Genomic DNA, 13,583 nt, shown 5'->3' with positions numbered 1-13,583 from the left:
ATTATTTTTAATAATTATACTGATTGTCTATGAAAAAAATTCTACTTTTATTTTTTGTTTTAACTTGTTTTATGTCAACTGCTCAAGTTGGTATTGGTACAACTACTCCAGGAGCCACTTTTGATGTGACAGCTACCAATCCTACTGGTCCATCTACTAACGTTGATGGAATTCTGATTCCAAGAATCTCAAGACAAAGAGCTCAAGTGATGACTGGTACTCCCACTTCTACACTTGTATATATTGATGACGTGGTTTCGGGAACAGCTTCAGGCACCACAGTCAATGTGACCTCAGTTGGTTTTTACTTTTTCAATGGAACCATTTGGGAAAGAATTGCCGCTGGTCTAAGTACTGATTGGTCGCTAATTGGTAATAGTGGAACTAATGCAACTACCAATTTTCTGGGTACAACTGATGATGTTGATTTAATTTTCAGAAGAAATAATCTAAGAGCCGGAAGACTTGGACTCAACAATACGTCTTTTGGTTTAAACTCATTGAATCCTGCCGCAACAGGAATTAGAAATACTGCCATTGGAGCAAATGTCTTAAATGCTAATACAACCGGAACTTTAAATACCGGTATAGGAGAAAATACACTATTTTCAAACACAACAGGAAGCGAAAATGTTGCAATAGGAGTTGGTAATTTATTCTCTAATACAACTGGTAATCAAAATACTTCTCTTGGCAGAAATGCAATGACAACCAACTCTACCGGAAGTTCAAATACTGCACTTGGATATCTTGCATTACGAGCAAATACATCAGGTAATTTTAATACTTCTGTGGGTAGAGCTTCTTTGCTTGCCAATACAACCGGTATTGAAAATACTAGTGTTGGTGTAAACTCTTTGACCGCCAATACAATTGGAAACAACAATACTGCTGTTGGTGTTCAATCCAGTAGAGAAAACACAACCGGGTCAAACAATACAGCTATAGGTTTTCAATCATTATTTAGCAATTTAACCGGAAGTAACAATGTGGCAATTGGAAATCAAGCCGGTTTTTCTGAAACCGGAAGTAATCGCCTTTATATTGAAAATTCGAATGCTGATGCCAATAATGCTCTAATTTATGGAGAATTTACAACTGGAGCAAAAGTGTTACGCACAAACAGTCAATTTCAAATTGGGAATCCAACTGTAACAGGATATTCATTCCCAACTACCAGACCAGCAACTGTAGCTGGGCAAATTCTTCAATACAATGCTTTAGGTGCCTTAAGTTTTCAAGCACCCTCCGCTGCTTTGAACGGATTTGCATGGTTAACCACCGGAAATTCCGGAACTGTTCCGGCTACTAATTTTATTGGAACAACGGATAATGTGGACTTTCGAGTTAGAACAAACAATGCTGAAAGATTTAATTTTACCAACAATGGTAGATTACGAAGTTTAAATGATGGTGATGCCGCTCAACCTACTTATTCATGGAATGTAGCAACAGGCTTAACTATGGGAATGTACAGAATTGGTGCTAACATCTTAGGTTTTTCCACTAATTCATTAGAGCGATTAAGAATAAATGCTACTGGTCAAGTAATGGTTAATGCTACAACTTCATTTGCAACCTCCACATTTTATAGTTTAGCTACTGGAAACAACAATGCCGTTGATGGTAATGCTGCCGGTTCAGGGGTGGCAGTTTACGGACAAAACACAGGAACCGGTCAAGGAGTATATGGTCTTACAAATAATGCTAATGGAATAGGTGTTGTTGGAAATAACTTAAGCACTGGTAATGGTGTTTACGGTCAAACAGCTGGTGCTATTGGTGCAGGAGTTTTCGGTGTTGCCAATGTTGCCAATGGAGCTGGTTCTTACGGAACAAGTAATGGAGGCGGAGGAACTGGAGTTTTTGGAAATACTACCGGAAATCTTGGTAATGGTGTTTACGGACAAGCTACAGGAACAAATGGAACCGGTGTCTATGGCTTTGCTAACAACGCTGGTGGTGACGGGGTAATTGGAGAAGCAACTCAAGGGGGTCGCTATGGAGTGTGGGGTCTTAATAATAATGCAACTGGAATTGGCGTTTTTGGTAGTACGACCGGTGCCAATGCGTTTGGAGTTAGAGGACAAAGTGCAACTACCGCTTCAGGTGTTTTAGGAACTAATAATGGAACGGGAAATGGTGTATGGGGTGATAACACAGGAACCGGTGTTGGTGTAAGGGGACAAAGTTTAACCACGGGAATTGGTGTTTTTGGATTTAACAATGGTGCCGGAAATGGTGTTTTAGGTAATAATACAGGAACAGGTCGCGGAGTAGAAGGTCAAAGTGCATCAACTGGTATTGGTGTTTTTGGATTAAACTCAGGTACCGGTGTAGGCGTGCAAGGTCAAAGTGTTTCTTCTGGAATTGGTGTTATTGGATTCAATACAGGAGCCGGTGTAGGTGTGCAAGGTCAAAATTCATCTACCGGAACTGCGGTTGTGGGTATAAATACAAGCTTAACCGGAAATGGAATAGTAGGACAAACTCCGGCAGGATCAGCAGGTTTTGCAGTGTTTGCTAATGGCGATATGGGAGCGTCCGGTGTCAAACCATTCTATATTGACCACCCAACTGAACCTGCTACCAAATATTTACGTCACTTTGCATTAGAATCAAATGAGGTGCTTAACGTTTATCGTGGAAATGTTATTTTAGATGCAAACGGTGAAGCTACTGTGACTCTTCCAAACTATTTTGACAAAATCAACATCAATTTTTCCTATAATTTAACTTCTATTGGTGCTAAATCTGATGTATTCATTAAAGAAGAGATCATCAACAATCAATTCAAAATTGCAGGTGGTTTGCCAAATCAAAAAATTTCATGGCAAGTTTATTCAGAAAGAAACGATGCCTATCTGCAACAATTTCCTGAAAAAAGAGCAGTGGAAATCAATAAAGATGCCAATGATAGTGGTAAATATTTGATGCCTGAATTATTTAATCAACCCAAAGAAAAAGGAATTTATCACCAAAATAATATACAACCGGCACAATCAACAACTGTAAAGCTACAAGAAGAAAACCGATTGGAAGAAAATAAAGAAAAAAATAATAGACAATCCAAAAACGAACCTCAACTTACAGCTAAAGAAAAAAAAGTTGAACTTGAATAACACTGAACCGTCTCACTTGAGGCGGTTTTTTTATTCTACCACCAATTCCACTTTTCGCTTAATCTCTCCTCCATTTTCATCCACCACCGTTATGTAATGAATTCCTGAAGTCGCTTTCAACGGCATATCGTGAAAGTTTTGAGTGATGCCCAAATACGTATTGTTTACATACCAATACAATTTGATATTAGGTTGCGAATGAGCTACTTTTAAAATAATCGGTTGTACTTCGCTGTCAAAATTTTTGGTTAAGTATAATTTGCTATCTGCCTTCGGATAAATAAAATCCATAAAAGGCGTTTGGTTGTCTTCACAATCCGAACGAAATGGTGGCAAAACCCAATAATCCATGTTTTTACTTTTATAATACCATTCCATTACCGGAGGCAAAACAAACCACGATTTAGTGACCATTTCATCTACATTTTCACAATTGCTATTTACGCGAAATTGTTCTGTTTTGTCTAAATGGATTAGTTTGTGATACGCACATTGTTCCGTTTGTTTGGCCGTGACCGGAATCCATTGTTTGCTTTTCGGACAATTTTCATTGGCTAAATAACCGCTTTTAGCACAAACTTCAGCTTGTTGCATGTTGTTCAATGGCTTTTCAAACCAATTGCTTCTGGGCAATAAATTAAATACGTCAAACAAAATCGGAGCGGCATGACTTACACCTGTGAGCAACGGACGACCTTCTCCGGTAGCGTTACCAACCCAAATTCCAACAACATATTTTTTACTCGTTCCAACCGCCCACGCATCCCGATTCCCAAAACTCGTCCCGGTTTTCCATGCTATTGGTAATGACGAATCGTAAAATCGCCACGCTTCATCGCCTTCGGGACGGTTGACTTCTTTCATGGCTTCATAGGTCAAATAAATGGAACCGGCTCCTACGATATTTTTTTGATAGGATAATTTTCCGAAATCCACTTTTTTATCCGAATCATAATTCAACTCCGAAAATTCATTTTTACGGTATTGAAAATTGTTTTTTGGGTATTGATTTAATGTTCCGGTTAGTCCTGCATACGTTTTACACAAATCCCACAAACTGGTTTCGGCTCCACCTAAAATGAGCGACAAACCGTAATGATTCGGATGCCGTTTCATCGTCGTAAAACCGTATTGTTGCAATTGGTCATAAAACCGATACACGCCAAAATCCTGCAACATTAACACCGACGGAATATTCAACGACCGTGACAAAGCCCGTCTTGCCGGAACCGCTCCATCATACGTTAAATTAAAATTTTGCGGAGTGTAACCCGAAATTTGTGTGGGAATATCGGGAACTAAGGTATTGGGTAACAATTCGCCTTCATCCAACATTCCGGCAAAAAGCAACGGTTTCAAAATACTTCCTGAACTTCGCGGTGCCGAAATAATATCGACATCTTTTTGGTGGTTTTTGTCGGTGGGAGCATTACCCACATAACCCACAATATTACGGGTTTCGACATCCACCACCAAAATGGCCAAGTTGTACACCTCATTTTGTTTGTATTGGTAATAATAATTTAGAGCAATCTGATTCAAGCGTTCTTGTAAGGCAAAATCAATAGTCGTTTTTACTTTTTGACCTTCTTGCTTTTTGGCTGTTTTTTGTAATAAATGCGGAGCCATTTGCGGTAAGTCAAACGGTTTTTGAGGCAACGGTTCTTGCAACGCCATTTCGTATGAAAGTTTATCCAAAACATTATTCTCATACAATTTTTGCAACAACCGATTGCGTTTTTCCAGTAATCGTTGTTGGTTTTTTCCGGGATAAATTAAGCTTGGAGCATTCGGTAAAACTGCTAACGTAGCCGTTTCTGCCCACGATAACTGATGCGATTGCACGCCAAAATACCGCCACGAAGCCATTTCCAAACCCACCACGTTACTGCCAAACGGAGCTTGAGCCGCATACAATTTTAAGATTTCTTTTTTAGAATGACGCAGTTCTAAGCGAGTAGCCAAAACTACTTCGATAATTTTTTCAAAATACGTTCTGTTTTTTCCTTTTCGGGAAAGGCGAATGACTTGTTGGGTTAACGTACTTCCGCCTCGGACGACGCGATTGGCCTTGCGGTTTTGCCTGAAAGCATTCCACATCGAAATCGGATTAAAACCGGGATGATAATAAAAATGTTGGTCTTCAAAAGCGATGATGCATTGTTGAAATTTCTCAGGCACACTATCCGCCGCCGGAAATCGCCATTGCCCATCACGAGCGATTTTAGCTCCCAATAAATTACCTTCTTTGCTTTCGATAACGGTGGAATAGGGTTCATAAAAAAGCGTTCGTGGTAAACAAAAATAATAACCAATCAACACCAGCAAAAACAAAATGGATTTGATTTTGTGTTGAAGGATTTTGGTTTTGGTTTTATGGAGGAGGGGTTTGAGCACGGAGTTGATTACAATTTTAGTTAATCAATATAGCTTTTTAGAGTAAAAAATTATCAATAATTTCTATTCTCAAATGATTATTTTTTTGACTAAAGTTTAGATAATCTTTCTAATTCTTCACTTAATAATTTACCTTCCTTAAATGTTGCCTCTGTTACAACTTTACTCTCAATTGGAGAAAACGTAAAATATTTGAAGTCAAAATCTAAATCTTTACACCAATATGCTACAAAAACTAAATATTCCTTATTATAATGTTTTATATTAAATTCTATTGGTATACTTATAACTTGAACTAGTACATGATTAGAATGATTTGATAAAGAAAATTTATTCCCTAAAGTATCTTTAAAAAATTTAAAACTATAAGATGAATTAATACTTTCTACATTATAAACATCAATTATAAAAGAAACTTTTTCAGCAGGAAAACTTGATTCATTTCTTAAGCTAATTGTGACTTTATCATTTAAATCATTAAATTGTTCAACTTGAATAGTTGCTGCAATTAAAGGAACTCTCCTTTTATTAAATAATGCTTGTACAATACCATGAGGTGCTGGCTTTGCATCTCGTTCAAGTCTTAAATAATATCTCCCATCTGACAATGATTGGTGTGGGGGATTTAAACTTTGAGGAATATCAATTATGAATATATTTCCATTAGAAGTAATAAATTCCTCAATTTTTATATTCGTTGGGGAAGGAACAATGTTAGAAGCAATTTTTTGATAGAGCCAATCTTTATTTTTAAAATTAGAATAAGTTAATGATCCTTGACAAATCTTAATAGTAGTTTTACCTATTGTTTTATTAACCTCTCTTGGTGAACCAATTATAAGTAAACCTCCTTCAGTATTAAGAAATGCCGTTACTTCTTTAAAAATATCATTTATTTCCACTTCACCACTCTTAAATTCTACAACAGATGTTTCCTCTTGAGGTGATGAGAAATATTCCTCTATATCTATTAACAACAATTCATTTCTTGGCTTACCAAATATTTTTTCAATATAATTTGAATTCATAACTAAATCTTTTTTTTCATATAAATTTATAAAGTGCTTTTAACCTAAACCTATTTTCAAATTATAGCATTAAATACATATCTAAATTGAGCATAATTAGAAATTCAATACAGGCAAATCCATTTATCTTTTGCTACTGCTAATCTATAGCTATTTATTTTGCGTATCACCCATTAGAACATAAATTAACAAATCTGTCAAAAATCTCACTAGATTCATTAAAATCATTTGTATAAAAATATTCACCTTTAACGTCTTGAGCTATTTCGCTTTCATTTATGGTATCAATTAACACTTTATTGACTATTTTAGATTTTTTCACAATTACCTTGTATTTATAAATCTTGCTATTAAAATGATCAAATAAAAAATATCCAAAATCTGTGTGATGATAATTATAAATACGATTATTAAGTCCATAAAAAAACTCTTTCATAATAAGCGAATCTTTGAAAACCTCAATTTTTTTTAAAGAACTTTCTTCGCAGTGAATTTTATAAAGCATATTTTTTTCATAGACAATATTCACTGTTTTTTTATTATCATTTGTATTAAAGATAATCTCTTTTACTAAAAATCCATCTTTTATAATTTCAAATTTATTTTTCGATTTGATAACCTTATTATCTATCAAAATGTAATTAGTAGGGCTAAATGTATCGTCTTTTAAATTTAATTTTTCATAATAATAATATTTTTGTTCTTCTATATTCCAAACTTTTTTTACATCAAAAGTTGATAGTGTATCATTTTGTGAAAATGAGACTAACGCACTTAATAGCATAAAAAAACTACATAATTTCATACTTTAAAAATTTGAAGTTCAACATTATTACGATTAGTAAGCCCAGCATCCGACGAACTACCTTATGTGGTTAATAAATTTTCTTAATTAAAACCTCATTCATATCTCCAAATCTAGGACCAACCCCCCTAGCCCCGATTGAAATGCAAAGCCTTGTGCAGCCAAAGCTGCTTTTTTCTTGCGGACCCAAAGCGACTAAAAGAAGCTCTTGGGTCGGCTTAGAAAAAACAGCTTTGGCAAACAAGCTTGGAATGGAAAGAGGGATTGGCTTCATATAAAGTTGCCAGTTTTCAGTAAGCAGATATTCAGATAAAAAATGAAAATACATCGACTCAATCTTTATGAGATTCCTCCTGCGTCGGAATGACACAACGAGGAGGAAAATCGGAATGACATAACTGTACAAATGATCAAACTTTTAATAATCTAAAAAAACTTGATTTAAAAATAAACTAAAAATTAACTAACTTTAAAAGGATAATCAACCCGATTATAAATAAAATTAAGCCTCCAAAATAGCCTTTTAAATGCATTACATATGATGTTGTTAATTCTGCTTTACGTTTTCTGCCATCGATAAATGTAATGATAAATATAAATGTTCCTAAAACAATTAAAAAAACTGATAAACCAAACTTCATAACATAATTATATTTTTTTATTAGTACTTTAAATTTCGCTTTAATCCTTCACCACTTCCACCCACTGCCCCAAGGTTCGTGCCGCATACGTGTTGTCGTACATCGCTTCGGCTTGCATGCCCGGCAAATAGTAACGACCCAAATACGACGCATTCAACAGCATTTGGAACGTTCTGGACTCGTTGGCTTTGAGACCAAAATAGAAATTGGTGCGGTCGTCGCGAATGTCGATATGGTCGGCTACGTTATTGCCAAAACTGCCAAAATCGGTGAAACGCGTGTTCACAATTTCAAATCCTGACGGTAAAATTTGCGTCAATGCCACGTTTTCCAATCGTTCATTGGTTTGGTTTCGGATGGTGATTTCAGCAACAAACTCTGTTCCTTGAGCAATTTTAGTCACATTCACCGGTGCTCCGCTTCGGTTTTTGAAAACCAAATTGGTAAACAACTTGCTTTGCATGGCTTTTTCCTGCCCAATCGGCAAAATACCACTCGTGAGCACCCGCACATACAAGGTGTTGGATTGGGTGTTTCTGACTGTAATGATATTGCTTCCGGTTTTGATTGCTAAGTTTCGATTGGCCAACGATTTTGCGGTTTTGATGCTCTCCGGTTTTCCATTAACGGAGTAAGTAATCGCTACCCCTTTTCCTCCATTTTGTTGAGCAAATTTAGACATGGCATACAAACTATACGCCGTGGTTTGCGTGCTCATCCATTGGTTGGAAGCCATATTTTTAGCCAAATCGGTCGCCATTTTGAACGCTCGTTGTTTATTGCCTAACAGTATCAAAGTTTCCAATGCCATCGCTTTATTGCGGTCAGACGATCCGTAATAGTAATAATAATTTGGATTGGAATCGTCAATTTTGCTTTGGTTAAACACGCTTTGAGCGGCTTGTTTTTGTCCCGCTAAGGCATACGCAGCCGCCAAACGCAATTTACTTTCGTTGGAAATTCCGGTGGTTTCTCGCAAACGGTTCATCGAAGCCATATCGGGCGAACCGGCCAAAGCCAACGTATATAAGCGATAGGCTTGAGCAAAATCGTTTCCGTTTTTGGCAAATCGCCATTCTTTGGCTGTTTTTTGTTGGTAACCAATCCATTTGGCTTTGAAATTCAGTGGCAATACATAGCCTTTTTTCTCGGCTTCAATCAAGAAATGTCCCACATAGGACGAACTCCAATCGTCGGCATAATTTTGTCCGCTCCAATACGAGAATCCGCCATTTGATATTTGGAAACCGCCTAATTTTTGAATGCCGATTTTGATGTTTTTCTGAATTTCGTTTTTACGGTTTTGGTCTAAATCGAAAATATCGGCCAAATACAATTGCGGAAACACACTCGACGTGGTTTGCTCCAAACAACCGTGTGGATAATGTATCAGATACTGCAATCTTCTGCTAAAATCAATCGTCGGGAAAGACGAAACTTCCAATTGAGCTTTGTTGCTTCCGGCGACACCAAAGGTAGAAACAGTAATGGTTTTAGAGCTATTGGGTTCTAAAACTACATCGGTAAACTCATTTGTTATCGGGTTTGGATTGGTGATATCTAATTCAACTTCATATGTTGCTTTTTCATTACCGGATGTGGCAATGATTTGAACTTTTGCCAATCCGGTGGCACTGCCAACTTCCAAATTGAAATACGCCATTTTTTCATCAGGTTGAGCGAAAGTCACGCTTTGTGAACTGCTTCCTATGACACGCACACCGTTATTCGTTTTGATTTGTACCGAAACATTTTTTACTTTCGATTCCATGGCAAATAGCGTTACCGGAAGCGTTACTTTTTCGGAAGGTGAGATTTTTCTCGGCAACGAAGCCAACACCATCAATGGTTTTCTAACCGGAGTGGTTTTTTCAGCTGCACCGTATGCACTTGAATTTACATCACCGGCTACGACCATTGTTCGAACCGAACCAACGTAATTGGGCAACTTGATTTGATGTGTTTTGCTTTGTCCTTTTTCCAACTTAAATGGTCCTAAATAAATAACCACCGGTTTAAAACGATTGGCTTTTTTGGCTTTGCTTCCGCCTAAATCTTCGTCACCACCAATACTGAAAACTTGGTTAATTCTTCCACCATACGCTCCAATAACGTCATCAAAAATATCCCAGGTTTTAACGCCTAAGGCTTCACGAGTATAGAAACTGTTCCACGCATTTGGGGTTTTAAAACGGGTTAAATCCAACAAACCATCATCTACAATCGCCAAGGTATAGGTCATCGCTTTGCCAGATTTTTCGCTTACACGGATGCTGGTTTTACTCTCCGGTTTCAAGAATTCCGGCATACTGATTTGAGGTTCAAGAATGGTGTTTTTATCAATGACTTCAATCGGCACAATTCCATACAAACGAATCGGAGAATCATTTAAGGTAGAAGCGTGCGGTTGCAATAAGGTAATGTGCACAAACACATTCGGAGCCATGTCGCCGGTGATTGGAATTTCTACTTTCGTTTCACCTTTTTGAGTGGTTGCCCATATTGTTTTTACGACTCGTGATCCATTTTCTAACGAAATTAACGCTCTTCCTCCGGCACTCGATGGAAAGGAAATTTTAGCTTTTTCGCCTACGGAATAGTTCTTTTTATCGGTAGAAAACATCAACATCGAAGCGTTAGACGAATCGGTATTTCTAGTTTTTCCGGACCAATACGGCCAATCAATCATTACGGTAGAACCTGTAGCATGACCACCTTCTTCATCCGTTACTCGAATTAAATAGCGACCCCATTCATTTTCTTCGTTTTTGAATTGAAAGCTGACTTTTCCACTGGAATTCGTATTTACGGTAAAATTCTTGAACGCTGTGGTTGAATTAGAGGAAACATAACTGGAAAGATTATCATAACTCGCATCCCACCACCAACGCCATTCTACTTTATACACTTGTACTTTTAGGTTTTGCACCGCTTTTGGATTTCCTTTTTCATCCAAGGTTACAATGTCATAACGGTTCATTTTTCCGGTTTCCAATAAACCGTATTTATTTGGTTCAGGTGTTTTTAAACCGATATACGTTTGATAAGGCGAAAGCGTGGCTACCATCACGTCAGTACTGAAATCGCCTCCGTTTTCATAGACTTTGGTCATCAAACTGGCTTTCAACATTCCGGGTGATTCAGTGCTTACTTTCGGTTGAAAACTGACAGTTGCTTTTCCTTCGGCATTTACTTTTCCGCTGAAAATATTGGTTTCTTCCGTTTCAAATTGACGAATCGGATCATCAAAATTGTAATTAGCAAACCCTTTGAACGTGGTTTTTTGTTGCATGATTTTAGCTTGCATTTCCATTTTTAAATCTTTGGCAACGGCACCATGTAACCAAGCGACTTCTATTTGACCGGTATTGATTTTAGAAGTAGATAAAATCTCGGAATCAAATTTATTTTTAATTTTTAAACGATTGGGTTTAATGGTTTCAATCTTGATGTTTTTATAAAAACGAGCTCCACCCACACTAATCACCGCTTCCCAACTTCCGGTAGGATGAGCCTCACGAGTAGGAATGATAAATTTGTAATGATTGAGTGCATTATATTTTTGAACGGATTGAAAAGTCAACTTTCCGGTTGGGTCATTCAATTTGAATTTAATCGGATGTGATTTATCCAATTTACTGGCAGCATCATTGAGCATAAATCCTAAAAACAAGGTATCGCCCGGTCGCCAAACGCCTCTTTCACCATAAATATAACCTTTGAGTCCTTTTTGTAATTTTTCACCGGACACATCAAAATTACTCACCGAAAGCGAATACCCTTCGTCTAATTTCACGTAAATGGCTTGTTTATCTTTGGAAACAATCGCAAAAAAAGCATATTTTTCCACTTGAAAAGCGACCATTCCCTCCGCATTGGTGGTTCCGGAAGCCAACTTTTGTTGTTGAAAATCATACAATTCCACTTTTGCTCCGCTAATGGGTTGCGTATTGACAATATTCGTCACCGCAAAAGTATACGAACCATTTTCACCACGTTTGGCTATTACACCCAAATCGGAAGCCAATACATTCATCCCAATTGGTCCACGACGGTAGTAATCCAATTCACAAGGGTCTTTGCTATCGTACCAATCGTAATCGTCATACCAATAATAATCGTAGTAATCATCGTCGTTGGAACGCACTTCATCGCCGTCTTCTTCACTTTCTTGTTCGGAATCAGAAACAGAATTACTACAACTGTACAAAGAATAACTTTTTTTGAACGACATTTCCACCCGATAAATCGCACCTGGTTCAGGGGTAATGATTTTGGATAAATCGATGGCAAATGTGTTCCATTTACTATAATTGGGTAATTTTTTATCCAATAAATTGATGGTTTGTTTGGTCACGGGCGAAGCTACTTTTCGCAGGTTTCGCTTGCCATTCAAATTATTATCTTGTAAAAATTGAAGGATGTTGTTTTTGTAAATTTTATACACTTTGACATCCACCGCTTTCAAGTTGGCCGATTCAAAATTGATTTTTAAATTGTTGGAACTCGGTAAAATGGTTCCGTTTTTCACAAATCGAATATTGGGTTTCATTTCGTTGAACGCCACACGTTGGGAATGCGTTTCTTTCATTTTATAGCCTTCGTCACTCGAAATTCCCTGAAAAACTTCTACCAACAAATCGCCTTTGAGTGGTTCGCTAAAATAAACTTTAAGCAAATTCCCTTCGATGATGAATTTGGATGTTTGAGCCGTTTCAACCGCAACCAAACCTTGTAAATCTTGCCCTTTTTTTATCGGGTCAGAAAAATTAATGAACAACGATTGGTTGTCTTCATCACCCACTTCCATCCCTACAATTTTGAAGTTGTTTTTGCCGGGAATATCATACTCCACACTTCCTTTTTGGTCGATGTTGAACGATTTTCCGTTCCATGAAATAGTGATTTTACTATCTTCAACTTTACGCTGAATGCTATCAATGATAAATTTGAATTCGGTTTTTGTGCTAAGTGCTTTATCGAATTTAAGTTTTAAGTTTTTACCGTTTTGAGTAGCTTCCACCAATTTTGTAGCGGTTTCTAAATCCATCCAGTCACTTGTTTGAATGGTTCCATTCAAATAATTTAATTCACGGCTGTAGGATTGCAAATCCAAAAGGTTCACTGTAAAATCCTGTTTTACTGTTTTGACAGAAAACTTGAATTCTTCAAGGCCTTTTTCGGTTTTAATGAGTTTGGATAATTTGAAAATAATACGATACTCGGTGTCTTGTTCTAAAGGTTTTTCAGGCACAAAAGCAATAGTATTAGAAGCCAAAGCAACCATTTTACCTTTTACGCTGGGGGAAATGTCAAATAAACCCGCATCAATTTCTTGATTCGGCTGCCATTCTGTTTTGTCAAACGCTAACGTCACCCTGATGTCCGAATGAGCCGATTGCAATCCGGAACTAAAACTAAGTATGTAGTTCTCGTACTTCGAAAAATCAGAATTGAATTCTTCGGTAGAAACTTTTTTGCCACAAGAGTGTAGCACAACAACCGCAACAAAAAGTTGCATCAAACGTTTGATTGACATTTTACAATAAAGATTAAAAAATGGAACGAAAAAGGTGTGGGTACTTATTCA

At 37.1% G+C, this 13,583-nt stretch carries 6 protein-coding genes; 1 reads left to right on the top strand and 5 read right to left on the bottom strand.

Going from position 1 to position 13,583, the window contains the following annotated elements; genetic code table 11:
• Positions 1–29 precede the first annotated feature (29 nt).
• Positions 30–3,122: a beta strand repeat-containing protein gene (locus H601_RS16150; protein ID WP_051220705.1), complete on the top strand. Its 3,093-nt coding sequence runs from the start codon at positions 30–32 to the stop codon at positions 3,120–3,122.
• A 30-nt stretch (positions 3,123–3,152) separates the two neighbouring features.
• On the opposite strand, the gene pbpC is transcribed toward H601_RS16150, so the two are convergent.
• From pbpC to H601_RS0108530, 5 genes are all read right to left on the bottom strand, one after another.
• Positions 3,153–5,528, bottom strand: coding sequence for a penicillin-binding protein 1C (gene pbpC, locus H601_RS0108555; protein ID WP_051220704.1), 2,376 nt, complete (start codon positions 5,526–5,528; stop codon positions 3,153–3,155).
• A gap of 80 nt (positions 5,529–5,608) precedes the next feature.
• A complete protein-coding gene (locus H601_RS0108550; protein WP_026711125.1) occupies positions 5,609–6,547 on the bottom strand; it encodes an AlbA family DNA-binding domain-containing protein in 939 nt (312 codons plus the stop codon).
• A 166-nt stretch (positions 6,548–6,713) separates the two neighbouring features.
• Positions 6,714–7,352, bottom strand: a complete 639-nt coding sequence (locus H601_RS0108545; protein ID WP_156900372.1) for a hypothetical protein — start codon at positions 7,350–7,352, stop codon at positions 6,714–6,716.
• A gap of 70 nt (positions 7,353–7,422) precedes the next feature.
• The gene (locus H601_RS15485) at positions 7,423–7,680 is read right to left on the bottom strand and encodes a hypothetical protein (protein WP_026711123.1); all 258 of its coding nucleotides are present in this window, start codon (positions 7,678–7,680) and stop codon (positions 7,423–7,425) included.
• Positions 7,681–8,033: 353 nt separating this feature from the next.
• Complete coding sequence (locus tag H601_RS0108530; RefSeq protein ID WP_026711121.1) at positions 8,034–13,532, bottom strand: alpha-2-macroglobulin family protein; 5,499 nt, start codon at positions 13,530–13,532, stop codon at positions 8,034–8,036.
• Positions 13,533–13,583: the final 51 nt, after the last annotated feature.

It is taken from the genome of Flavobacterium filum DSM 17961 (genome assembly GCF_000425465.1).
In the GTDB taxonomy this organism is placed as follows: domain Bacteria; phylum Bacteroidota; class Bacteroidia; order Flavobacteriales; family Flavobacteriaceae; genus Flavobacterium; species Flavobacterium filum.
This window is presented reverse-complemented; position numbering and strand designations above follow the sequence as displayed.